Origin of the sequence: Microcoleus sp. S36a_B3 (genome assembly GCF_036700745.1) — a bacterium.
Taxonomy (GTDB): domain Bacteria; phylum Cyanobacteriota; class Cyanobacteriia; order Cyanobacteriales; family Microcoleaceae; genus Microcoleus.
The window spans coordinates 37,345-60,598 of the sequence record NZ_JAUBPN010000019.1 but is presented as its reverse complement, the minus strand read 5'-3'; the positions used below and the strand labels follow the sequence as shown (position 1 = coordinate 60,598).

Annotated in this window: 25 protein-coding genes; 12 read left to right on the top strand and 13 right to left on the bottom strand. The window is 45.3% G+C overall.

Features of this window, described 5'->3' with window-relative positions; all coding sequences use genetic code 11:
• Positions 1–277: 277 nt before the first annotated feature.
• Positions 278–1,756 (bottom strand): ATP-binding protein, encoded by a 1,479-nt coding sequence (locus tag QUA01_RS19695; protein ID WP_333092152.1) that lies wholly within the window; start codon positions 1,754–1,756, stop codon positions 278–280.
• A gap of 125 nt (positions 1,757–1,881) precedes the next feature.
• Positions 1,882–2,709, bottom strand: a complete 828-nt coding sequence (locus tag QUA01_RS19690; RefSeq protein WP_333092154.1) for an alpha/beta fold hydrolase — start codon at positions 2,707–2,709, stop codon at positions 1,882–1,884.
• On the opposite strand from QUA01_RS19690, the gene QUA01_RS19685 reads away from it, so the two are divergent.
• From QUA01_RS19685 to QUA01_RS19675, 3 genes are all read left to right on the top strand, one after another.
• Complete coding sequence (locus QUA01_RS19685; protein ID WP_333092155.1) at positions 2,684–2,941, top strand: hypothetical protein; 258 nt, start codon at positions 2,684–2,686, stop codon at positions 2,939–2,941. The two genes, QUA01_RS19690 and QUA01_RS19685, sit on opposite strands and share 26 nt — an antisense overlap.
• A 225-nt stretch (positions 2,942–3,166) precedes the next feature.
• Positions 3,167–3,367, top strand: a complete 201-nt coding sequence (locus QUA01_RS19680; RefSeq protein ID WP_194069799.1) for a hypothetical protein — start codon at positions 3,167–3,169, stop codon at positions 3,365–3,367.
• Positions 3,368–3,688: 321 nt separating this feature from the next.
• Positions 3,689–5,362 carry a BamA/TamA family outer membrane protein gene (locus tag QUA01_RS19675; protein ID WP_333092157.1) on the top strand — a complete coding sequence of 558 codons (1,674 nt, stop codon included), beginning with the start codon at positions 3,689–3,691 and terminating at the stop codon, positions 5,360–5,362.
• A 169-nt stretch (positions 5,363–5,531) separates the two neighbouring features.
• Here QUA01_RS19675 and QUA01_RS19670 read toward each other — a convergent pair whose 3' ends face one another.
• The 3 genes from QUA01_RS19670 to QUA01_RS19660 all read right to left on the bottom strand — a co-directional run bounded on the left by QUA01_RS19670 (position 5,532) and on the right by QUA01_RS19660 (position 8,492).
• Positions 5,532–6,830: a HEAT repeat domain-containing protein gene (locus QUA01_RS19670; protein WP_333092159.1), complete on the bottom strand. Its 1,299-nt coding sequence runs from the start codon at positions 6,828–6,830 to the stop codon at positions 5,532–5,534.
• A 45-nt stretch (positions 6,831–6,875) separates the two neighbouring features.
• Positions 6,876–7,427 carry a CPBP family glutamic-type intramembrane protease gene (locus QUA01_RS19665; protein ID WP_333092160.1) on the bottom strand — a complete coding sequence of 184 codons (552 nt, stop codon included), beginning with the start codon at positions 7,425–7,427 and terminating at the stop codon, positions 6,876–6,878.
• A 417-nt stretch (positions 7,428–7,844) separates the two neighbouring features.
• On the bottom strand, positions 7,845–8,492 hold the full coding sequence (locus tag QUA01_RS19660; RefSeq protein ID WP_333092162.1) for a phosphoribosylanthranilate isomerase: 648 nt from the start codon (positions 8,490–8,492) through the stop codon (positions 7,845–7,847).
• A gap of 136 nt (positions 8,493–8,628) precedes the next feature.
• Here QUA01_RS19660 and psaK point away from each other — a divergent pair, with 136 nt between their 5' ends.
• From psaK to hisC, 7 genes are all read left to right on the top strand, one after another.
• Complete coding sequence (gene psaK, locus QUA01_RS19655) at positions 8,629–8,913, top strand: photosystem I reaction center subunit PsaK (RefSeq protein ID WP_194069813.1); 285 nt, start codon at positions 8,629–8,631, stop codon at positions 8,911–8,913.
• 81 nt (positions 8,914–8,994) lie between these two features.
• Entirely contained in the window at positions 8,995–10,191 is a 1,197-nt protein-coding gene (locus QUA01_RS19650; protein ID WP_333092164.1) for a site-2 protease family protein, read from the top strand.
• Between the two features lie 180 nt (positions 10,192–10,371).
• Complete coding sequence (locus tag QUA01_RS19645) at positions 10,372–12,336, top strand: CHASE2 domain-containing protein (RefSeq protein WP_333092166.1); 1,965 nt, start codon at positions 10,372–10,374, stop codon at positions 12,334–12,336.
• Between the two features lie 38 nt (positions 12,337–12,374).
• Positions 12,375–13,184: a DUF928 domain-containing protein gene (locus QUA01_RS19640; RefSeq protein ID WP_333092168.1), complete on the top strand. Its 810-nt coding sequence runs from the start codon at positions 12,375–12,377 to the stop codon at positions 13,182–13,184.
• Between the two features lie 652 nt (positions 13,185–13,836).
• Positions 13,837–14,700, top strand: a complete 864-nt coding sequence (locus QUA01_RS19635) for an alpha/beta fold hydrolase (RefSeq protein ID WP_333092170.1) — start codon at positions 13,837–13,839, stop codon at positions 14,698–14,700.
• Entirely contained in the window at positions 14,700–15,413 is a 714-nt protein-coding gene (locus QUA01_RS19630; protein ID WP_333092171.1) for a glycerophosphodiester phosphodiesterase, read from the top strand. The genes QUA01_RS19635 and QUA01_RS19630 overlap by 1 nt, the downstream gene beginning before the upstream one ends.
• A gap of 44 nt (positions 15,414–15,457) precedes the next feature.
• Positions 15,458–16,504 (top strand): histidinol-phosphate transaminase, encoded by a 1,047-nt coding sequence (gene hisC / locus QUA01_RS19625; protein WP_333092172.1) that lies wholly within the window; start codon positions 15,458–15,460, stop codon positions 16,502–16,504.
• Between the two features lie 72 nt (positions 16,505–16,576).
• Here the strand turns inward: hisC and QUA01_RS19620 are convergent, their stop codons facing one another.
• From QUA01_RS19620 to QUA01_RS19595, 6 genes are all read right to left on the bottom strand, one after another.
• The gene (locus QUA01_RS19620) at positions 16,577–17,059 is read right to left on the bottom strand and encodes a type II toxin-antitoxin system VapC family toxin (RefSeq protein WP_333092174.1); all 483 of its coding nucleotides are present in this window, start codon (positions 17,057–17,059) and stop codon (positions 16,577–16,579) included.
• Complete coding sequence (locus QUA01_RS19615) at positions 17,053–17,349, bottom strand: antitoxin family protein (RefSeq protein ID WP_333092175.1); 297 nt, start codon at positions 17,347–17,349, stop codon at positions 17,053–17,055. The genes QUA01_RS19620 and QUA01_RS19615 overlap by 7 nt, the downstream gene beginning before the upstream one ends.
• 150 nt (positions 17,350–17,499) lie before the next feature.
• Entirely contained in the window at positions 17,500–18,300 is an 801-nt protein-coding gene (locus tag QUA01_RS19610; protein ID WP_194069830.1) for a class I SAM-dependent methyltransferase, read from the bottom strand.
• Between the two features lie 144 nt (positions 18,301–18,444).
• Positions 18,445–20,079, bottom strand: coding sequence for a 2-isopropylmalate synthase (locus tag QUA01_RS19605; protein ID WP_333092176.1), 1,635 nt, complete (start codon positions 20,077–20,079; stop codon positions 18,445–18,447).
• 271 nt (positions 20,080–20,350) lie between these two features.
• Complete coding sequence (locus QUA01_RS19600) at positions 20,351–20,872, bottom strand: LabA-like NYN domain-containing protein (protein ID WP_006633075.1); 522 nt, start codon at positions 20,870–20,872, stop codon at positions 20,351–20,353.
• A gap of 334 nt (positions 20,873–21,206) precedes the next feature.
• On the bottom strand, positions 21,207–21,851 hold the full coding sequence (locus tag QUA01_RS19595; protein WP_194011504.1) for a response regulator transcription factor: 645 nt from the start codon (positions 21,849–21,851) through the stop codon (positions 21,207–21,209).
• Between the two features lie 108 nt (positions 21,852–21,959).
• Between QUA01_RS19595 and QUA01_RS19590 the strand changes: the two genes are divergently transcribed.
• Positions 21,960–22,166 carry a hypothetical protein gene (locus QUA01_RS19590; RefSeq protein WP_333092177.1) on the top strand — a complete coding sequence of 69 codons (207 nt, stop codon included), beginning with the start codon at positions 21,960–21,962 and terminating at the stop codon, positions 22,164–22,166.
• A gap of 86 nt (positions 22,167–22,252) precedes the next feature.
• Here the strand turns inward: QUA01_RS19590 and QUA01_RS19585 are convergent, their stop codons facing one another.
• Positions 22,253–22,492, bottom strand: a complete 240-nt coding sequence (locus QUA01_RS19585) for a hypothetical protein (protein ID WP_333092178.1) — start codon at positions 22,490–22,492, stop codon at positions 22,253–22,255.
• A 58-nt stretch (positions 22,493–22,550) separates the two neighbouring features.
• Complete coding sequence (locus QUA01_RS19580) at positions 22,551–22,976, bottom strand: (2Fe-2S) ferredoxin domain-containing protein (RefSeq protein ID WP_333092179.1); 426 nt, start codon at positions 22,974–22,976, stop codon at positions 22,551–22,553.
• Between QUA01_RS19580 and QUA01_RS19575 the strand changes: the two genes are divergently transcribed.
• Positions 22,970–23,191, top strand: coding sequence for a hypothetical protein (locus QUA01_RS19575; RefSeq protein WP_333092180.1), 222 nt, complete (start codon positions 22,970–22,972; stop codon positions 23,189–23,191). The genes QUA01_RS19580 and QUA01_RS19575 overlap by 7 nt on opposite strands.
• Positions 23,192–23,254 lie beyond the last annotated feature (63 nt).

Here is a 23,254-nt window from a genome sequence, read left to right as displayed (position 1 = left end):
TGAAACCGAAAAATTTTACGCGAGTTCCGAACTCGATATCATTCCCAAAATAAAGCACTTTACTCCACCTCAATCTGCTGAATTCGCAGCTATTCACAATTAAAAAATTGCCGAAGTTAGGTAACTTGCCGATGAAGTGAGTGGCAATTATTACGAGGTATTTTATTTGGAAACTAGAAACAACTAAATTAGGATATGTGTAATTTTTCACTGCGAAAAATCGAATCTAGGCAAATGTTACGGATAAATTGGATAAATTTTGAGTTTGATAAATTGCTTAAATTTGCTCCACCGGCAGTTCAATAATAAACTCTGTTCCCTTCCCCGCTTCTGATTCGCACCTGAGCGTTCCTCGGTGATTTTCTACTAGGATTTTGTAGACAATAGACAATCCTAAGCCTGTACCTTTACCGATCGCCTTTGTGGTAAAAAATTGCTCGAACATTCGTTCTTTTACCTCTGCTGTCATTCCCCCTCCCGTGTCAGTAATCCGCACTCTCACGCGATCGCTCCCTGCTACTTCTGTGCGGATATAAATTTTTAACGCAGCATTGGGCTGATTTTGTGCTGTCTCCTCTAAAGCATCGATCGCGTTGCTAATTAGATTCATAAACACTTGATTTATCTGTCCGGCATAACACTCAACACCAGGAATATTTTCATAATTCTTAATTATTTGAATGTCGGGACGGTCTGTTTTAGCATTGAGACGGTTTCGCAAAATTAAGATGGTACTGTCGATGCTGTCGTGCAAGTCGCACTGCGTCATTTTACTGTTATCTGTTCGCGAAAAGCTGCCCATAGATTTGACAATTTCGCGAATTCGTTCGGCACCAATTTGCATGGAAGACATAACTTTAGGCAAGTCTTCAACTAGAAATTCGAGGTCTATTTCTGCGATTGTCTTTTTAATTTCGGCACAGGGATTAGGATTGTATTCTTGATAGAGACATAGCAGGTGCAGCAAATCTTCAGTATAAGTTTTGGCATGGATCGAGTTGCCGTGAATAAAACTAACTGGGTTGTTAATTTCGTGGACGATGCTGGCCATTAATGCTCCTATCGAAGACATTTTTTCGCTGTGCATCAGTTGGGCTTGAGTTTGTTTGAGCTCGCGAAGTGCGCGATCGATCTCGGCGGCTTGAGCTTCGGCTTTCGAGGTAGCAGCACAGCTTTCTTGATACAGTTCAATCTGTTTGAAGTCGATTTCAAATTGTTCGATTTCGCTTTCTTGCTGGTACTGACTCACGACAGCATCGAAAGCTGCTAGCAATTCGTCGCCCGCTGCTGCGATAATATACTTTAGATCGGGATTTTCAAGGCTGAGTTCGGCATCGGGAACTTGCATTAATGCTTTTATTCGATCGATATATTCGCGCACTTGCTTGTCTAGGTACAGCGGCGCCTCAAAATACATTGCTTTGACGGTGGATGAAGGGGGACTCAATAAGTTGCTGCTGTGAGTATTAATTAAGTCGCGGTGCGATTTTGCCATAAGCGCGATCGCCTCTAACAAGTTCCCCCGCAGTTTGGCTCTTTCTGCGGCATTCTGAGAGCAAACTAACCTCATGCAAAAAAAAGCCGATCGCTGGGAAAGCATTCGCTGGCGGCCACTGATGTTGATTACTGCAGCACTAACTTTTCTGGCTGTGGTAATTTCTTCCAGATTAAAGTAGTTGCTCCGCACTGCCATTCGTAATACCTCAGAATCTACTAAATGTCTGTATTTCGTGCTGACACAAGGTGTGATAGACATAAAAAAAAATTACAATACTACCAATATATTATGTATTTTCTGTTGAAGTAGTATCCTAAAATACAATTATTTTTCATTAGTTGTCTATCACAATTTTTAGAATTCGGCTTTTGGCAAAGGTTTTCTTAATTATCCAAAAAATTACAAATCAACTTCGCGATGAATTGAGGTTGAGTTTGTGGCAACCCGTGGGTGGCGTTGGGAATAATTACTAATTCTGCCCCCGGTATCTCCTTGGCGTAGGTTTCACAGTGCCACAGAGGAATTGTTTCGTCGCTATCGGCTGCGATGACTAAGGTAGGAATTTGTAATTTGTGAATTTCTTTTTCGACTGTATCAACTGCGTCTTCCGGCCGCATCCGGCTCATTAAAAATGACCGGGCTACTGGTTGAGACATTAACTCGCGCCGCCACCCGGAAATTTCCTGCAATTTGTCACTTTTTCCTGCAAGACGAGCCACAGGTTTGGCCAACTGCAAGGCCCAATCAACTACTGGGGTTTGCCACAGCAGCGGCCGCAAAGCATCGTATTGACCGCAAAAACTGTCGTCCCGAATTCCTGCTGGTGCTGCTAATATTAAACTGCTGACGGAATTAGGATATTTGAGGGCATATGCAGAGGCTACCCAACCGCCAAAAGAATGCCCGATGATGCTGCAGGGTTCGATGTTTAGTTGTTCTATAACTTGTCGCACAAAGGCAACTTCTACGGCTACGTCGTACTGGATTTGTGGTTTGCTGGATTCTCCAAAACCTAACATATCTAAACTGATGCACCGAAACTGAGATTGCAATATTTCAATTAATGGCAGCCAGCAAGTCTTTTCTCCGAAGAAACCGTGCAGCAGCAATAACGGTGGGCCGCTGCCGATGTCGAGGTAGGCGGCTGTTTGGCTGCTGCTATTGACAAATGTGGTTAGTGTGTGTTTGTGTGCTATTGCTATTGACTGCACGGGCGATCGACTCCTTATAAGTAGAGGGAAGAAGGAAGAAGGAAGAAGGAAGAAGGAAGAAGGAAGAAGGAAGAAGCCATTAGTCCTTAGTCATCAGTGTGTTGCCTCTGAGCTTTCGGTACAACGTCATCAGGAAGAGGGAAGAGGGAAGAAGTCATTAGTCATTAGTCATCAGTGTGTCGCCTCCGAGCTTTCGGTACAACGTCATCAGGAAGAGGGGAGAGGGCTTTAGTTATCTAGGACAGAAGGAAGAAGACATACACAGCGGGCTTTTTAGCGATCGGTATTTTACCTTTGATCGGGTAGATTTATTTATTTAAGCAATATTGTATGTAAACACTTGTAACAAAAAAGCCTCCCAAAGGTTAAACTTCATTGCGGAGTAGGCAATTAGACGTAGACCGTGATACTCTCTAATGTTATTGAAACTACTGCAAACTCAAAGCAGGAGAACACTTTGAACTCTACTTTAAAACGTTACCCAGCTTGCTCCGTGCGCGAAGACGTCAGTGAGTACGTCGCACACCTACAGCTTCACATGACTTTACAAGCTCGCAATTTGCTCCCTAGCATTACTACCGCTAAGGACAGTCGCGAACAATTGTTGCAGCAGACTCAGGCTCATTTTGAGAAACGTGTTTCTAGACAATTTCTATAAATAAATTTTTGGTTTCCCCAATTTTACGATCGCCCGCGATCGACCTTTGGCAAATTTTCAGCGCATCACAGAAACCCGGTATTTTTGAAGATACCGGGTTTCTTTTCGCCTAATTGTAGTGAATTTGTGAGTTGTACTCGTTTGATCGTGTCCGCAGGCGCGATGCTATCTGGCGGTTGAAACCGCGCCTGTACGAACTTTCGTCCGCCTCGGCGCGAGGGGATACTGGGAATCGCTAGAGTAAACGCGGTTTAAATCCCGATTTGATATTGGGCATCGCTACCGATTTTCGGTAATATGCGTTGAGTATGCTTAAATTTTATGCTGATGCGAATTCCGATTATTGCATTTTTGACTCTGGCGCAGGTGGCTGGTGGGGAGTTGTCGGCGCGGGCTCTCGATCCGACAGACGCACCGCGTCAAGTGGAGGTTAGAGAAGCAACCGCAGAGGCGCAGAGGGCGCAGAGGGATGAGGATGAGGTGAGTCCAATTGTGCGGGATTTGCCGGCATCTGATGAGCTCGCGGTTACTGGAGAAGTTAAATCGCCTTCTCTCAAGTCGAATCGCCATAAAGATTTTACATCTGTGTTACAAACTCCGGGGACGATCGCCACCAAACCCGAAACCGAACCGGTAAACAGCAACGCCCGACAGCTAGACGGTACTCGACAAATCAGTCAAGCGGGAAATGCTGAAGGCGTTTATGTGGCTGAGGTGAAAATTCGCTTTGTCAATTCCAGAGGCGAAGCAGTTGATAAAAAAGGCAATCCGATTGTTGGCAGAATTTCGGAAGATTTTATTCGGGGCGAGCTCAAACTAAAGGCGGGGGATAATTACACCGAGCAAGTTGTACGATCTGACTTGCAGCAGTTGCAGCAGTTGAGATTGTTTGACAAGGTGACGGTTTCTACTGAAGAAGTTGGGACGGATATTAATGTAATTTACAATGTCCAACAGCGATCGGCTCGTTCTTTTGGCGTGAGTGCTAGCATTAGCGATGATGTTGGTGTTGCTATTCCTCTTTCCTATGTCGATCGCACTTTCGGCACCAACGCACAGCAGCTATCGGTGGAACTTGAACCCAGCCTCCGAGGTATCCAATACGATGTCGAGTTTGTCAGCCCTTACATTGCTGCCGAAGACCGTTTGGGATACAGTGTGAGAGCTTTTGGCGATCGCAAAATCTCCGAAATTTTCAACAAGGATATCGATTTGCCCAACGGCGATCGAGTTCGGGAAATTCGGATCGGGGGAAATCTCGCAGTTACGCGACCTTTGGGCGATTGGCGGGGAACTTTAGGATTGAATTATACCAATATCAGCACGCGCGATCGCAACTTAAATATTGCTCGCCGCGACGAACGGGGCAATCCTCTCACTTTCAGCGGTTCCGGCGTGGATGAGTTATACACTGTTTCTTTTGGCGCGACGCGCGATCGGCGAAACAATCCCTTTAACCCCACTAGCGGCTCGATTCTCACCCTCAGCACCGAGCAGTCCATACCTCTGGGACGCGGGAACATTGTGAGCAACCGCCTCTTGGCAAACTATATACAATATATCCCCGTCACTTTGCTCGGCATCAGCGAGTCCGAAAACCTGCCAGAAATGCTGGCTTTTAACTTGCAAGGGGGGACTGTCATCGGAGATTTGCCCCCAACAGAAGCGTTTCGCCTCGGCGGGCGCAATTCCGTGCGGGGTTACGATAGCGGGGATATTGGTAGCGGGCGGAGTTATTTTTTGGCTTCCGGCGAGTATCGGTTTCCCGTCGGTAGCGATGTCGGCGGCGTGATATTTGTTGATTTTGCTTCGGATTTGGGAACCGGTGACAGCGTGTTGGGAAAACCGGCTTCGGTGAGGGATAAACCGGGGACTGGGGCGGCTGTTGGGTTGGGTTTAAGGGTGCGATCGCCCATTGGATTAATTCGCTTAGACGTGGGTATTGGCGACTCCGGCGAAACTAAATTTGTGCTCGGTACAAAGCAGCGATTTTAAAGTCCGCAATCTCATTAAAGTTATAGCCCCCTAGGGTAAAAACTTTTTTTTGATCGCGAAAGTCGTCGGGAGAATCTCAGTTTTGATTTGATAAGTGCGATCGCGCAAGAGTTCGCGTGCTTTGTAAAAAATGCTTTTTTCAAAAATGAGATGCTCCCTACGTAACCGCTTAACTATTTGCTTCCTCAATATCAACAATTGTCGGTTGCACCGCCGGAGTCTGCGGATCAAACTTCAACCTATTGAGCGCAGCACTAGCCGCCACAGCCACAGCCCTATCTGTATCTAGCAAAGCTTGTTCCAACAGCGGAATTACTTGTTCCGACTCGATCGATCCTAGTGCTTCCACAGCAGCTTCGCGCACCTCCGGCTGCAAATCTCGAAGTAATTGGCCCAAGGTTTCTATTACTCGATGGCTGTCGTCTGTCAGAGCATTTGCAGCAGCCAAGTTACCTAAAGCAGACGCTGCAAACTTGCGCGTTTCTGAGTCTGGACTTTGAACGCATCCCATCAATTGCTCCACCGAATAGGTTGCTAATTGTCTGGCTATTTCAGGCTGTTGTTCGACTGCGGTTTGTTGATATGAATCAATTGATTGTGGCTCCGAAAAACCTGTATCATTTAACTCTTGTTGAGCTTCTGTTTGGCTTAACTCGCTTGACTGTTCCTGTCCTACTTCTGGTTCGGGTAAATATTCTCCAACTTCTGTTTGATTTAACTGACCAAACTGTCGATCGGGAACTTCTTGTTGTTGGACATTATTCTCGTACTGCTGTTGCAAAGACCCGATAGTAGTCTGCATCTGAGTTTCGTGAGCTTGCAACTGCTCGTGAGCTGCTTGCAACCGACTCTCGTATTCCTCTTGCAAAGCTTCCATACGTAACTGCATCTCAACCTCGCGGTTCTGATATTCCTCGGCAGTCTGTCTCAATCGAATTTCGTGTTCTGATTGCAAAGATTGCAAATGTTCTTCGATTTGAGCTTGATAATTGTGATGCAATTCGTCAGCAACTCTGAGTAAATGATTTTCGTGTTCTGATTGCAAAGATTGCAGGTTTTCTTGCAATTTAGCATTCTGAGCTGCTTCTAATTCCTCGCTGGCTTGTTTGAGTTGATTTTCCTGTGCGCCAGCAACTTGTTGGAGTTGATCGCGTTCTGCTCGAACTTGTTGGAGTTGATTTTCGTATTGAGCGGCAATTTGTTGGAGTTGACTTTCGTATTGAGTTGTAACTTGTCTGAGTAAATTTTCGTGTTCGACAGTGGCTTGTCTAAGCTTATCTTCCTGTTCTCCTGGCTGGGAATCGGCAGTGGGCTGCATCCGAGATATCTGAGCTAGTTCTATATCCTGAGCTATTCTTCGGGTTTGCTGCAAGTATTCTTGTTTTTGCTTTTTTAATCGTTTTTCCACTAATGAGTAAGCAACTGCTACCCCTGCCAAAAAACCTACGATCGCTCCTATGATACCCACGATGGAGTTCCTCCTGACAATATAGTGATGCTGGACTTTGTACATTTAACCATACAGCCTCCTGTAACCGCCTAATAGCAGCAGCCAAGCTGTCACAGCCAGCCAGTGAACCGCTACCGCCGGCCAGATGGAACCGCTTTGCAGGTATGCGATGGAGCACGCTACTCCCAAAATTGCCGCTAGCAGCAAAAACACTGGATTCATAAAGGTCGATCGACCGATCGGATAAAAAGTCAGCGCGTTCAGCGGGTGGTAAACTACAAACAGCACCAAACTCGCCCATCCCCAAAACCACAGCATTAACCCAGGAACATTCTCCCGAAGGTGCGGCAGCATTAACACGCGGAAAAATACTTCCTCGCTAAGCCCCGGACTTAACAAACAGCCTATCAGCACTCCGGTAATGGTAGGCCAAGAGGTTTGCACGTCTATTTTCAGAAATCCCGACCAAAAACCGACGGGAAGCGCGATCGCAGTGTAAGCTAGCACCAGCATAGCTGCAACCAGCCAGTCGGTGAAATCGGGAATAGTTGAAAAAGCCAGGGTGAGGCGGCGCGCCAGTAAGTCCAGCAGCCCGATCGCACTAAAATTTAACATAATCAAATTTAACATTAAAAGTTTTAAGGCTATATTAGTAGTCGGAATAAGGCCTTGTCATTACCCGGTTTCTGGGATGTGTGCGAGGAATCAGAAACCGGGTTTCTTCCTCGCTCTTGGTGAGGATGCGTAAATTATCGCAGAAACTCGGTTTCTTTGAAGGTTGCGCCTGCTTTTCGAGAGACGGGCGATGGAGAAACCGAGTTTTTGAATTGCGGTGCGCGAGGGAACTGAGCAGACGAGCAATTCCCAAAATCGGCAAACACCCTGAAATTATTTGCGTCAATCGTTGGTTACATCTGCCCGATATCTGCGGTTAAAAGATCGAGATCCGACTTCTGCAACTCAAGTCTAGTACATCAGAATCAAAAGCACAAAGTATGTGTTACAAATTAGCTTTTTCTCAATTACCAATTATCAATGATTAGCAATTTGAGTTAAGTTAGCAAACAACTGAGCTACTTTGGTCAAATCTTTATTTCCCGGCGCTATTTCTACGCCGCTAGAAAGGTCAACACCGCTGAAATTACTGCCCTTGGCGCTATCAATTGCATTTAAAACATTCTCCGGTGTTAAACCGCCCGCGAGCAGCCAAGGACAAGGCGGTTTAAACTCTGCCAACATCACCCAGTCTATAGTTTTGCCAGTACCGCCGAGTTGAGCGGGATGGTAAGCATCCAGCAGTAAAGTATCGACGTGAAGGGCATAAATAGCAGCGGTCGCTAAAGTTTCTGGAGTCTTAACTCTCAGGGCTTTGATAATTTCAATTCCCGGCAAAAACTCCCGCAGTCTCGCGCAATATTCTGCTGTTTCATCTCCGTGCAACTGCACCCCGCTTAAATTTGACTCGATCGCTACTTGACAGATGTTTTCTATTGTGGTGTTAGCAAAAACGCCGATGCAATCGACATTTTCCGGCAACTCGATCGCGATCGGGCGAATAGTTTGGGGGCTGACATAGCGCGGGGAAGCGGGCACGCAGATAAACCCCAAAGCATCAGCTCCCAAACGGGCGATCGCCATTCCCTGATCGAGTTTCGTGATTCCGCAAATTTTAACCCGCACTTTTTTTCCTCCGCGATGAATTTGTATCAAAATATAAACAAATTGTTAATTAATAAAACAAATTTTAGTTTAATGCAGAATGCTTTTTATAATTTTGTAGCGCTCGATATTATCTGTGAAATCAGGAAATAACAACATGATTAACTCATCTTTACTGTTAGCCATACAGTCTACCACTCCCTCAACGCCGGAGTGGTCGCCAATGGTAGGCCTGACAATGATTTTATGCAATTTGCTGGCGATCGCGATCGGCTACTACGGCATCAACAAGCAAAACCGAGGCAAAGGCCCTGCTTTACCCGTTGCAGTCCCCGGAATGTTCAAAGGCTTCGGCATCCCGGAATTGCTGGCAACAACCAGCCTCGGCCACTTGTTGGGGGCTGGAGTAATCTTGGGCTTGGGTAACGCCGGAGTTCTGTAGAAACCGCGGCAACGGGAAAGGCAAGGAGAAGAACAGATATAATAGAAACTCTTTCTTGCTCTCCTTTCCCAGGAAAATTTCATGCAGACAGGTTGGCGAATCGGGTCTTTATTTGGCATCCCCCTACTGATAGATTATTCGTGGTTTATAATTTTAGCCCTCGCAACCCGCGAATATGCTAGCAGTTACCGCTTGTGGGGGCCTGCGCTCTCCTGGAGTGCTGGGTTAGCCATAGCTCTGCTGCTGTTTGCTTCCGTGCTGTTGCACGAACTAGGACACAGCTTGGCTGCCATATCGCAAGGGATTAAAGTTAATTCTATTACTCTATTCTTATTTGGTGGTGTTGCATCGATCGACTCGGAATCAAAAACTCCCGGTCAAGCATTTCAAGTAGCCATCGCCGGCCCTCTGATCAGCTTCGCGCTGTTTTTAATCCTCGGTTTGGGTTCTCAAGTTCTCCCTCAAACAAGTTTGATTGCTATTGTAACAGATAGGGTAGCAGAAATAAATTTAGTTTTGGGATTGTTTAACTTAATTCCCGGCTTGCCTTTGGACGGAGGACAAGTCTTAAAATCAGCTATTTGGAAAATTACCGGCTCTCGATTTGTCGGCATTCGCTGGGCGGCAAAAACAGGACAAGTTTTGGGTTGGTTGGCGGTTGTTTTTGGTGTAAGTGTATGTTTGTTAGCGCGCCAGTACGGCGGCTTGTGGATTGCGCTAATCGGCTGGTTTGCGATTCGGAATGCCACAGCCTACAGAGACTTTGCTGCTCTGCAAGAAGCTTTGCTCACAACTAAAGCGGCTGATGCGATGAGCCGCGAATTTCGAGTTGTAGATGCAGATTTGAGTTTGCGAGAATTTGCCGATCGCTATTTGTTAGAAGTCAACCCGTTTCCATTTTACATTGCTGCGACCAACGGGCGAGATTTGGGCTTAGTGTCGATCGACGATATCCGCTTGACAGAACGCAGTCAGTGGCAAATTCAGACTTTGCACAACATTTTGCAACCCCTAGGAAAAACCCCCACAGTCTCACAAAAAGCATCCATCGCCGAAGTCATTAACAGCATGGAAGCCCGTCAACTCCCCCGAATCATCGTCCTCTCGCCTATTGGTTCAGTCGTAGGGACGATCGATCGGGGCGACATCGTGAAAGTTTTGGCGAAATACCTCAAACCCCAGATTTCCGAAGCCGACATCAAGCGCAGCAAAGAAGAAAACATTTATCCCCAGGGATTACAGTTAAATGCGATCGCCAAAACAGCACAGGAAAATTAAAAATTGGGCATCAATCATTGGCATTATTGACATTAAGATGCCAGCAGGCGTGCATAAATAAACCTTAAACCTGAAAAGCTAATTTCCTTACTGTAAGGAACTTCAGGGCGATCGCATTATTCTTTTAATTATGACCGCCTCCGATCGCACTTTGTCCAATAAATTTGAAAAAAAAGAATTATGATGCCCAAATTCTTTAAGAGATTCCATCATCAATTGGGAGAGAAACGTTGGAGTTGGAAAAACTTAACTAATTCCTTCCCCTTCGCTGACTTGCAACCTCTGGCGATTACCTGGATTGTCGTGACGGGAACTCTCTTAGGAGTGCGACATTTAGGTTGGTTGCAGCCATTGGAATTAAAAGCTTTTGACCTGATGGTACAGTTGCGTCCCGATCCGGGCGCTGACCCTAGATTACTCGTAGTAAAAATCACAGAACAGGATATTCGTGCTTTTAAGAAATGGCCAATTTCCGATCGCGTTTTAGCAAAAATGCTCGCCGAATTATCCCGTCTCGAACCCGCAGTTATTGGTATGGATATTATTCGCGATATCCCCTACGAACCGGGAAATGCAGAATTGGCCGCTCAATTCAAAAACCCCAAAATCATCGCGATTACCTCCCTCGGCAACTCCGAGCGCGAGCGAGCTGGACCCCCTCCGAAACTACCCAAAAAACAGATAGGATTTAGCGATTTAATCGTCGATCCAGACGGCATAATTCGCCGCAATTTTCTGTTTACTTTTTATGAAAATTCGACGCTTAATTCATTGGGAATGCGGTTGGCTTATAACTATTTTGACACCAAGAAAATAGAAACAATAATTACAGCAAATAACGAAATCCAAATAGGAAAAACAGTGTTTCGGCGACTGAAGCCGGATTCAGGAGGGTATCAGATAATTAATAGTCAAGGCTATCAAATCATGCTGAATTACCGCTCTCTTACAAATGTCGCAAATACGGTGACACTAAGTCAAGTTTTGGAGCGAAAAGTTGACCCCAAATTGGTCAAGGATAAAATAGTGCTAATCGGCGTTACAGCCCCAACTGTAAGAGATATCTTTTCTACTCCTTACAGCGCTACTGTCAGCGAAAACCGCCTGATGCCTGGAGTATTGATTCACGCAACAACAACTAGCCAAATTATCAGCGCCGTTTTAGATGGTAAAGGGCTATTTTGGTTTTGGGATGAATGGCAAGAAATGCTTTGGATTGCTGTTTGGGGAGGAGTTGGCGGCTGTTTGGCTTGGCGGCTAGAAAATACGCTCAGTTTCACCGTTAGCGCGATCGCACTTGGCGGCATCTTATGGGGATTCACATTTTTTCTATTCACTCAACAAGGGTGGATACCTGTGACAGCGCCGACTCTGGCCTTGGCGATCGCCCCTGTAGCCGTCATCACCTACAAGTACCATCAGTCAAGACAGCAGCAAGAAATTGTTATGAAACTGTTAGGACAACAAACTTCACCGGCGATCGCCAATGCTTTGTGGAAAGAGCGCGTCCATCTCCTCCAGTCCGGGCTATTGCCAGGGCAAAAAGTAACTGCTACAATGCTGCTCACTGACTTGCAAGGTTTTAGCACAATTTCTGAAAAACTACCCCCAGAAATAGTAATGCCTTGGTTAAATGAGTATTTATCAGCAATGGCCGAGGAAGTGCAAAAACATCAAGGCGTAATTAATAAATTTACCGGAGATGGAATGCTGGCAGTATTTGGGGTGCCAATTCCCCGCACAACTCCCGAAGCAATTGCCGAAGATGCTCGCCTTGCGGTATCTTGCGCTCTAGCTATAAGTTCGCGCTTACCAACCATGAATCAAAATTGGAGCGATCGCGGTTTACCAGCGGCAAAAATGCGAGTCGGAATTTTTACAGGGCCGATCGTCGTGGGCAGCTTGGGAGGCAAAACCCGTTTAGAATATGGAGTAATCGGCGACAGTGTAAATATCGCTTCTCGCCTCGAAAGCTGCGAAAAACATCGGCAAGAAGACACCTGCCGGATCTTGATTGGCGAAGAAACTTTAGTACATCTAGAAGGAAAATTTGAAGTAGAATCTTGGGGATCTTTACCTTTAAAAGGCAGGGAACAAAAAGTTAATGTATACCGCGTGTTGGGAGAAAAAAAATGGGTACAGTAAACAGAGACAATATACATTAAAAAACATTGGCAACGGTGATGAAAAAAATTAGTAATTTTCGGCTCAACTCGATCGCCTTTGGTTGCATATTATTGATAGCAACATTTAATACTTGCCAATTGGCAAGTCTGGCACAGCTAGAGCCGAGGGAAGACCCAGGCAAACCGCCGACTCAATCGGGAGGGCCGCGCTTCGTTCAGCCCCGTGAAGATATAGATATGCAGTTCAAGCCACCAGTAACACCACGAATTACGCGCGGCGGCTGCGCGCTCGACTCCAACCCAAATCCAATATATCTCATACCCTTAGTTCCTCCAAATAACTTCGCACGGACTGTTTCCGACTATCCAACATTCTTTTTCAACTGGCCTCCAATAAGAGCGAAATTAGCCGAATTTAGTCTGCTAGATCCAAACGACAAGGAGATTTATAAACAGACTCTCCAAATTAGCAATTTATCAGGGACTGTCGAGGTTCGTATCCCCGCTAATAAAAATGTGCCGCCATTGGAAGTAGGAAAAAATTACCGTTGGAGTTTGACAGTGATTTGCGACAATCCTCAAGATAGATCCGGCGATCTGTTCCAAATGGGTACTGTGCGGCGAGTTGAACTCAGTCCAGATATCCGCAGTCAATTAGAAAAGGCAGATCCGCGCCAGAAAAGCTTTATTTATGCTGAAAATGGGATTTGGCAAGATGCCATCAGCACCCTAGCTGCAGCAAGACGGGCTCAGCCTGACGATCCAACCCTCAAGGCTGATTGGGAAAGCTTGTTGGATTCAGTGAAATTGAGCAAAATTGCCAAAGAGCCGATCGTCCAAACTGAAGTATCTGAACCACAACCATAAAGTAGTTGAAGACGAGCAAATTTTATCAAAAAATTCCAAATAACCCAGACAAAGCCGCGGTTTCAACCGCGTCTACAAAAACAAAGTCGGCCGGCTCCGACTGGTTCGTAAAGAATCTCCAAAACCCGGATTTGGTATAAAGCGTTGCTCAAAGCAACATCCGAAAAAACAACTTTTGCCAGAAGTCTACGATTGAGCAAAAATCCTAGAAACCCGGTTTCTACTATTCGTAAAGTGCGGATATTGCGATAATTGTAGGCTTTGGCTGGCGATCGCGCCATAGACAAGTAATATCAAATCCTCTCTTCATCAGAAGAGTAAATTCACTGTTAACAGTTAACTGTTAACTGTTAACTGTTAACATCATGAGGAGTGCAACCGGAATTGGTATAATAAGTAATTGGACAGAATTAATTACAAACTGATTTTTTGCTGATTATTTACTAGACAAGGCTTGTAGCCCAGAGTTTTGTGTAATTAATTGTGTCTTACTACTTACCAACTCCGGGTTAGCCACCCCCTTTATTTTTTAGTCGGCGCAGGCCGACATTGTTTGTGTAGATGCGGTTTCAACCGCCGAATCATCTAACACACAATCTAGGTACAAAATCCACCCTTTTTTGCTAACAACCGCTAAAAACTACCGCTAATTATGCCGGCACGCAACAGGTTGCAATTACCAGAAATTGAACTTTCTTACCTAGAATGGAACTCAGCAACCGAGAGCAAAAAAGAAGCAGAAAAAGTTCCGCGCTTGTTGCTGTTGCACGGTTTAGCAGATAGTGCCGCAGTCTGGACTAGCCTCGGCAATTACTTGGCGAACCGCTATCATATTGTAGCGCCGGATATGCGCGGCCACGGAGAGAGCAGCAAACCGGAAACAGGCTATACTTTTGCAAGTGCGATCGCAGATTTAGAAGCTTTGATGGCACATCTCAACTGGTCTTCCTGCCACATTTTAGGACATTCTTGGACGGGAAAACTAGCACCGATTTGGGCGAGACAAAACCCCGATCGCTTTTGCAGTATGATTTTAGTAGACCCGATCTTCATCACCAAACTGCCGGCGGCGATGAAACTCACCCTCCCAATTGTTTACCGAAAATTAGACTGTCTCAAATGTATGGGCCCGTTTGCGAGTTTATCCCAAGCAGAAGCCGCAGCCAAACAATCGGGAGAATACGCTGGTTGGAGTGACGCGCAGCAAATGATATTCCAACACCAAGTCGAACAAAAATTAGACGGAAGTTGGGGTAGTAAATTTACGATTCCCGCCAGAAATCAGATATTTGCAGAAGTGATGAAAGTTGCCGGTTTGACTGAAAATATTGAAATTCCAACTTTGTTCGTACAGCCGGAAAAAGGCGTAAATCGCATGGATTGGCAAATGCAGCCCTACAAGAAATACTTGAAAAATCTTACCGCTACCAAAGTACCGGGGAATCATTGGTGTTTTTTGACTCAACCGGAAACTTTTAATCAAACTGTGGCCAATTTTTTAGAGGGGGCGAGATAGTGAATGTAGAAATTATCGCACATCGGGGTTTTTCGGCGATCGCCCCCGAGAATACTTTAGCAGCTTTTGAACTGGCGATCGCCCGTGGAGCCGATTCGATCGAATTTGACATCCAACTATCCGCCGACAGCGTACCGGTGATTTTTCACGACACAACACTAGATAGAATCACTGGATTTTCTGGTAAAGTCAGGGAACAAACTCTGTCTCAATTGCAGAAACTTGATGCGGGAAAATGGTTTAGCGATGAATTTTCAGGACAAAAAATCCCTACTTTCGCAGAAGCATTAGTTATCCTGAAAAAAGTTGACAAATTTCTCTATTTTGATGTCAAGCCCCATTGCGAATGGTCGGATGCAGAAGTTGCGGATTTTGTCAATACTTTGAATGGTGCAGGAATCAAAGAAAAATGCGTTATTACCTCGTTTAGTGATGGATTTTTGGCACAAGTGCGGCGGCTGTCTGGCGATTTGGCGATCGGACATATCGTTGCTAATCTAGAAGCATACAAAACTCAATTATCTCAAGCTGTGGCGCATGGCGATCGCTTGATTAGCAGCCAGTATCGCATTTTGCTGGAAAATCCCGCACTGATTCAAGAAAGCCGGAGTCAGGGAGTTGACATTGTGGTGTGGACGGTGGACGATCCAGAAGATAGGCAAAAATTAATTGATTTGGGTATAACTCGGATTGTCACTAATTGTTTGATATGATCTTTTTTAACCGCAGATTAACGCAGATTAACGCCAGATAATAGATGAATTATTTTCGCCAAAGCATCCAGGAAATGTCGGGTTACGTGCCGGGAGAACAGCCACCGCTAGGCACAAAAATTATTAAATTAAATTCTAATGAAAATCCCTATCCGCCTTCTCCAAAAGCCTTAAAAGTGCTTCAAGAAATAGACGGAGAAATGCTGCGGCGCTATCCAGATCCAACGGGTAAAAAATTCCGCATCGCTGCTAGTCAAGTTTTGGGAGTTCCTGACGATTGGATTGCTGTAGGTAACGGCAGCGATGATTTATTGAACTTGATAGTTCGTGCTGTGGGCGAACCGGGAAAACAGATTGTTTGTCCCGCGCCAACCTATGTATTGTACCGCACTTTGGCACAAATTCAAGATGCAGAATTTGTCGAAGTTCCCTATCCAGACGACTACCAGTTACCAGTCGATTTGCTAATAGCTGCTAAAGGTGCTGTGACATTTGTAGCCTCGCCCAACAGTCCATCGGGAACAGCTATTTCTGTGGCAGATTTGGAGAAATTGGCTCAAGAGTTATCGGGTATTCTTGTCATTGATGAAGCTTATGTAGATTTCGCCGAAGACAATGCTTTGGAGTTGACAAAAAAGTACAGTAATGTTATAGTTTTGAGAACTCTTTCAAAAGGTTATTCTCTAGCAGGATTGAGGTTGGGTTTTGCTATAGCAAATCCGCTGCTGCTGGCTGAATTAAATAAAATCAAAGACAGCTACAATGTTGATGCTGTAGCCTATGCAGTGGCGGCGAGTGCGATCGCAGATTCAGAGCACAAAACAGCCAACGCCGAAAAAGTCAAGGCTTCCAGAGCAAAACTAGCCGTCATTTTCAAAGAATTAGGCTTTGAAGTTTGGCCATCGCAAACCAACTTTTTGTTAGTTAGGCCGCTGGGCGGCGATGCAGAAAGAATTTATCAAACACTGAAACAACGGGGAATACTGATTCGATACTTCAATCAGCCGCGATTAGAAGACAAATTGCGAATTAGTGTAGGTACGGAAGAACAGAATCAAATATTACTTAAAACCTTGAAGGAAATTCTCTAAATAACGATCGCACTAATATAGGTTCGTAGTGCGTCCTGGTGTCCGCATCCATCCTAAGACTTGCATTCCTCACTACGAACCGTTTGATGAGGGATAATTATTAGGATTATCGATCGCCAGCCCGGCCGACTGAGCAATATCCAGCAATCGGTTGTCCGCCGAAACAAAAATTAGTTGAGTTTCTGGCATTGATCTTAAAACAGATTGAACGCGCAAAGCAGCCGCCAATTGCACAGCATCATAAGCCCGCAGCGGATATTGAACAATCAGTTCACCCGCCCTTTCAACCAGTGCCTCATCAACTTCAATAACTCTATACCGACTATTGAATTCAGAGCGAAAATTTTGAATAAGTGCAGCAACTTCTGCAGCATTTATACCGCCTTCACGCTGTCTTCGTGCAAAGGCACTAAGAACTTCCACCCAGGTAATGCGGATGAGAAGCAGCGAGTTACCAGTCTGGGAATCCGTGAGAGTCTTGATCCAAGGGCTGCCAATTTCAACCACATATCTTTTGATGAGAGCGCTGCTATCCAAAAAATAAATGTTTACCACGGGCCGCGATCCTCGATAATCATTTCTGATAGAGGCTTCCCCGGTTTTCCCCCTAACTTTTTAGCCAATTCATACACATCTTCGTCGGTTAGAGCCTCGACATTCTGGGGAGTGTTAGGTAGTGGAGTCACCAATCCTCGATCGACTAACAACTGGATTGCCAATTCTGCCTGCTTTTTTGAATCGTCAAGCCAGAGTTGAATCTGCACAGTTTCCCCATCATTCAACGACAAAGGAGTCAGGGGACGAAAAACCCCGTTTTCGTACACAGCAGTAATAGTTTCGGGCATACTTAGCCTCTTAATTAAATGCTTTGACTTATTGTACTTCTTTTAATTATACCATTTTTCTAAAGATGTACTATAGATGAAGTCTTAGCCCCCCCGAAATCGCGGGGGGGTTGGGGGGGTAATATCTAGCGCTACTTTATGAAATTGTAACTACTTCGTTGCTACTACAGCCAAATTCCAAGCCAACCGCTTCATCAAAGGCAACTTCTTTAACAACCCATCCAACCCTTCCAATCGAGAATATTCCGGTTTCAATCTCTCTTGTTCAATAATAATTTTTTTCCAGTAACGCTCCTCATTGGGATGTATTTTCTCGATCAAATAAAAGCGTAAAAAAATCCACAGCGCCGCCAGCCAAAATGTATCGTAAGCCGTCTTTGAAAACAAAGACTCGACAAAATTCACAATATTAATATCCAAAGGACTTTCATCCTCAGTCCGCACCTCAGTAGCCATTCTGCGGTAAACATTAATCACCGGATTGTGCTTCATCGGGTCCCAAAAACAAGCTTTTCCCCCTGGTTTCAGCACGCGCTGCATTTCGCGAATTGCTTTTTCTGGTTCCGGTAAATGGTGCAGCAAGTTAGAAGCGTAAACAATATCAAAACTGTTATCGGGGAAATCTAGCGCCATTGCATTGACAGTGCAACCTTCTATGATAACGCCGTTTTTTTCGGCTAATTTCAAGGCCACATCTACCATGCCCTGAGAATAGTCTGCAGCTACGCATTGCGCGCCTTTTTTGGCAAAATAAACGCTATTTTCTCCGGCACCACAGCCTAAATCTAAGAGGCGTTTCCCGGTAATATCACCTATTTGTTTGAGGATAAATCTATTTTCTGGGGCAGTACAAGCTTCAAAGTAATCATTGACTCGAATGCCGTCAATATCTATTGTTGATGCCCAGGCATCGTGGAATTCTCGCTCTTTGTTTAAGGTTTCTTCTTGCATTTTTTACATGATTATTTTTAGGTAATTAAGTTAATTTTTTAACCGCAGATGAACGCGGATTAAGGCAGATTAATTGAGTTTGCTCTGCTTCGATCTGGGTTCGTCTGCGGTTTGGTTTAAGCAAGATGGTTGACTGCAAATTGATCAGCGCTGTGCTTGTGCAACAACTTGATTGGCGATCGCAGTTGGCTGTTCGGAGGATTTTTCAGGCTGCAATGACACGTACAGTCGATTTAAGGCGCTGATGTATGCTTCTGCGGAGGCGACTATGATGTCGGTGTTTGCTGAGTGACCGGAAAATACTTTCCCTTCGTGGCGCAGACGAATTGTTACTTCGCCGATCGCATCTATGCCCGCTGTTACCGATTGTACAGAAAACTCAATCAACTCATTCGGTACGTTTACCACGCGGTTGATTGCCCTGTAAATCGCATCCACAGGCCCAGTGCCGATCGCAGCATCCGTCAATTCTTCTCCCGATGGATTCCGCACCGTAACGGTTGCTGTCGGGCGAGATTTGTCGCCGCAGGAAACCTGCACCAATTCTAACCGGAACAGTTCCGGTGCTTGGTGGGCTTCGTTGTTGGCGATCGCCTCCAAATCCCAATCGGTAATCTCTTTTTTCTTGTCCGCCAAATCCTTAAACTTGACAAAAGCCTTATTTAGCTCATCGTCAGCCATTTCAAAACCCAACTCTTTTAAGCGAGTGTGAAAAGCGTGGCGGCCGGATAATTTGCCCAGTACGATTTGATTTTCCGTTAAGCCGATCGACTCAGCGTCCATAATCTCGTATGTCAGCTTATTTTTCAGCACTCCATCTTGGTGAATTCCCGACTCGTGGGCGAAAGCATTGGCCCCGACTATCGCTTTATTTGGCTGCACCAACATTCCCGTTAAATTGGAAACCAAGCGGGAAGTTTTGTAAATTTGGCGCGAGTCAATATTCGTCAGCGGTTCTTCAGAATCGGCTGGCCGGCCCAAGAACGGATTGAAATATTGTCGCCGCACGTAAAGCGCCATTACCAACTCTTCCAAAGCCGCATTTCCCGCCCGTTCGCCAATCCCGTTAATCGTGCATTCTAACTGTCTGGCACCATTTTTTACCGCTTCCAAAAAGTTAGCAACAGCCAATCCTAAGTCATTGTGACCGTGAACTGAAATAATTGCCCGATCGATATTCGGCACGTTTTCTTTAATTCCCCGAATCAAAGCCCCAAACTCGTTCGGAGTCGTGTAGCCGACAGTATCGGGAATATTCACAGTAGTTGCACCGGCGGCGATCGCCCGTTCCAGAACCTGATACAAAAACTCTGGTTCCGAACGACAAGCATCTTCCGGCGAAAACTCCACATCTTCCACAAAAGACTTAGCATAGGCCACCATTTCCGGCACAATTTCCAGAACCTCAGCCCGCGTCTTTTTCAGCTTATATTCCAAGTGAATGTCAGACGTAGCCAGAAACGTATGAATTCGCGAATTTACCGCTGGTTTCAGAGCTTCGGCTGCTGTTTTGATATCCGGCTTTCTCGCCCTTGCCAAACCGCAAATTGTCGGCCCATTTTCCGTGCCGACCGATCGCGCTATTTTTTGGACGGCCTCAAAATCTCCCGTGCTGGTGAAAGGGAAACCCGCTTCTATCACATCCACGCCCAATCTAGCTAACTGGCGAGCGATCGTCAGCTTTTCATCCACATTCAGAGATGCGCCCGGAGATTGTTCTCCGTCCCGCAAAGTCGTATCGAAAATAATAATCCGGTCTTGACTTGGTTGAGTTTTCATAGCTCTAAAAAAGTGTTTTCCTGATTTCTACTTGTTTGTGTTTCTGGATTTTTAGCCTTCAGTCACCAGTCCCATGTCTCCCGCCAATAACGAATATTTAATAACCCATAACTGATGACTGTTGACTGTTGACTGTTAGTTGTTATTGGGAATTGGAAAGTGGGAATTCGTAGCAAGTAACCAATAACTAATAACCAATAACTAATAACCAATTCCCAATTCCCAACAACTAATGACTAATGACTAATGACTACTGACTACTGACTACTGACTAATAATCCATTTTTTCGATATGTTCCCGAATTTCATTTAAGTCTATATACCTATCTGTAGCATTTCGTAACTCTCTAGCAATCATTCCTTCGGTGGATACCACAGTAATATGAGTATTTTTTGACCGCAGTAGCTCGATCGCCCGCTCAAAATCTCCATCCCCGCTAAACAGTACAACTTGGTCGTATTGATCTACCGTATTAAACATATCAACCACAATTTCTATGTCTAAATTAGCTTTTTGAGAATATCTGCCCGAAGCATCATCGTAATATTCCTTAAGAATCTTAGTACGAACCGTGTAACCCAGACTAATTAAAGCATCTCGAAATCCCCTTTGATCTTGCGGGTCTTTCAAACCCGTATACCAGAAAGCATTGATCAAGATGACATTTGGCTGCGAAGTTTTGAAATATTCGAGCACCCTGCGAGGATCAAAAAACCAACCGTTCTTTTGTTGAGCGTAGAACATATTGTTCCCGTCAACAAAAATAGAAAGGCGGTTCATTAAGTTTGTCATAGAACTTAGACCTAATAATTGTAGAAAGAAGTTAATCTAAATATCACATTTTAGCAATATGGAGCTAACTGAGGCAATAGATTAAACTTCAGAAAACTCCATCCCTCCAGTATTTCATATTTTCGGCTCTACCGCCAGAGGGTGATTTTAAAGCTGCTTGCATTCGATCGACCGAGCAAGGTCGATCGAACCAGATTCCCGATAACTCATGTTCAGTCGTTGTCGGCTGCTGGGTCAAAGTTAATTGGGGTTGAAACTACCGCCAAGCAGGCTTGCACCCAGCGCATTACTTTACCTTATACTCCCCTAATTTGATAGCTGAGGGTAGAAGTGCTCAAGCCTTTTTGCTTTCCAGGGCCCAGCGAGCTAATTCTGTTCGGTTGTGCAGACCTGTTTTGCCTAGCATATTGCTGACGTGGCTCTCTATAGTCCGCTGGCTAACATTCATGATGTCTGCAATTTGGCGGTTTGCCATACCCTGCGCTAGCAACTGTACCACCTTTAACTCAGTTGGAGTCAATTCGACATGGCGACGGGCTTTAATTCTTGGGCCGCTCTCAATACCTGGAGTAGAGTGGCGAATTAAACGAGATGCTGCTTTCAGGGAAGACTCTACTTGAGCTACCAGTTCTTCGGGTTCAAAAGGTTTAACTATATAAACGTCAGCCCCAGTGCTCAAGCCTTTTACTCGATCGGAACTTTGACCTTTTGCTGACAAGAAAAGAACTGGAATCCAGTTCGTGCGCGGGTCTTCTCTGATTTGTCTGACTAAAGTGTACCCGTCCATTTCTGGCATCATCACATCGCAGATGATCAAGTCGGGGATTTCTTCTTCGAGTTTTTCTAGGGCGTGTCTGCCGTTTTCTGCTGTGATGACGTTATAACCCCGAAATTCTAAGTAATCCTTGACTAGCAAGATCAAGTTTGGGTCGTCGTCAACCAGCATCAGCCTTTTTTGGTCTCCTGAGTTATCCTTCATGTTTGTTCCCGCTACAGTACCCCGCACAATTTCTCGTTTTCACACTTGTTTATTTTTGTCCCCCGCTGACACCGCCGCCCCCTTGACGGCGGACGGCGAAAGCGAGTGATGCTATTGCGCTCAGGGGAAAGCGGGGCGGGTGTTACCGCTTTCTTTCCCAACCGGACTTTGTTTGTAAATGCCTTACCGCTAGGAACAAAGCCAAAACCTATGACTGACGATCGCCCGATTAATCATGACGATCCGGCTGAAGTTAACAAAAATTATCTTCCTCGCCAACAGTCATCGATGATGTGGTCGGGCCTTGATTTATAGGATCGACCCGCTCGAAGCGCTTAGCGTAAGATATTTAATCTGGATACGTTCAATTGTATGTTGATGCCCCAATTTTAATTGTTACTTTATAATTTAGAAAAATTTAAAGACTCCCTACTTACGTATTTAACTATTTCTAGTGTAGTTTGGCAAACTGCCTGATGTCTGCTGTTGAAAAACTTTTGGGCAAATTGTCGCCCGATCGAACTTCTTCCCGTCACCCTCCTCAAAAAAATTAAAGCGACCGGCAAGATTACCAGAGACTGACCCGAAAGTACAGTTGTTCGATCGCGATCGCCTTTTGCGCCGGAGAATCTGAGCTTCAAAGCCTTAAACTTAGCACCTTATTTATAACGCTCTGCTTTTTGAGACCCCTACATAAATTTAAATGGCTGGTTTTCCGCGATCGGGCTGTGGCAAAGGATGAGTTAAAAAAGCGTATTCTTCCACGACCTCCTGCCCGATCAGATGTTCCTGAATAATTCTCTCGATGACGGGGGGCGTAACGTCCCGATACCATACTCCGTCTGGATAGACCACCATAATCGGACCCGACGCGCACACTCGCAGGCAGTTGGCTTTAGTCCGAAAAATGCAGCTTGGCCGATCGGCACTCGGTTTGTCCAGGCCCAATTCTTGCAAACGTTTTTTTAAGTAATTCCACGCTACCAGACTGGTTTCTCGATCGCAGCACTTAGGCACCGTTTGGTCGGCACAGATAAAAATATGTCGGTCGATTCGATCGATTCCCAGGCTTTTGACACAAGCCCTCAAGCCTTGGCTGCAAGATTCATCCTGATTTTTTGTCATTATATTCATTTGTCAACACTAATTTTTCGGCGATCGAAAGCCATCACCCCATCACCCAATCTCCCATATCCCCCCATCTTTACCCTCGCCCGCAAGCCGTTACAGCCATCACCCCATTCTCCCCCTCATTTTCGGTTCGGGAACCCGTACAGACAGATAAGTTGCGATCGCCCCTAACTAAAGCTAAATTAGCACTCAGGAGTCGAGAGTGCTAATATGTCAGTAGCAAGCAGTCGGCAGTTGCTTTCATAGCGACCCCGGCAGGCTAACTGACTAGG

Coding starts and splice junctions, on each gene's coding strand:
- QUA01_RS19695 (WP_333092152.1), bottom strand. CDS start 1,756: ATGTCTATCACACCTTGTGTCAGCACGAAATACAGACATTTAGTAGAT.
- QUA01_RS19675 (WP_333092157.1), top strand. CDS start 3,689: ATGCTGATGCGAATTCCGATTATTGCATTTTTGACTCTGGCGCAGGTG.
- QUA01_RS19665 (WP_333092160.1), bottom strand. CDS start 7,427: ATGTTAAATTTTAGTGCGATCGGGCTGCTGGACTTACTGGCGCGCCGC.
- psaK (WP_194069813.1), top strand. CDS start 8,629: ATGATTAACTCATCTTTACTGTTAGCCATACAGTCTACCACTCCCTCA.
- QUA01_RS19650 (WP_333092164.1), top strand. CDS start 8,995: ATGCAGACAGGTTGGCGAATCGGGTCTTTATTTGGCATCCCCCTACTG.
- QUA01_RS19645 (WP_333092166.1), top strand. CDS start 10,372: ATGATGCCCAAATTCTTTAAGAGATTCCATCATCAATTGGGAGAGAAA.
- QUA01_RS19640 (WP_333092168.1), top strand. CDS start 12,375: ATGAAAAAAATTAGTAATTTTCGGCTCAACTCGATCGCCTTTGGTTGC.
- QUA01_RS19635 (WP_333092170.1), top strand. CDS start 13,837: ATGCCGGCACGCAACAGGTTGCAATTACCAGAAATTGAACTTTCTTAC.
- hisC (WP_333092172.1), top strand. CDS start 15,458: ATGAATTATTTTCGCCAAAGCATCCAGGAAATGTCGGGTTACGTGCCG.
- QUA01_RS19615 (WP_333092175.1), bottom strand. CDS start 17,349: ATGCCCGAAACTATTACTGCTGTGTACGAAAACGGGGTTTTTCGTCCC.
- QUA01_RS19610 (WP_194069830.1), bottom strand. CDS start 18,300: ATGCAAGAAGAAACCTTAAACAAAGAGCGAGAATTCCACGATGCCTGG.
- QUA01_RS19605 (WP_333092176.1), bottom strand. CDS start 20,079: ATGAAAACTCAACCAAGTCAAGACCGGATTATTATTTTCGATACGACT.
- QUA01_RS19600 (WP_006633075.1), bottom strand. CDS start 20,872: ATGACAAACTTAATGAACCGCCTTTCTATTTTTGTTGACGGGAACAAT.
- QUA01_RS19595 (WP_194011504.1), bottom strand. CDS start 21,851: ATGAAGGATAACTCAGGAGACCAAAAAAGGCTGATGCTGGTTGACGAC.
- QUA01_RS19590 (WP_333092177.1), top strand. CDS start 21,960: ATGCTATTGCGCTCAGGGGAAAGCGGGGCGGGTGTTACCGCTTTCTTT.
- QUA01_RS19580 (WP_333092179.1), bottom strand. CDS start 22,976: ATGACAAAAAATCAGGATGAATCTTGCAGCCAAGGCTTGAGGGCTTGT.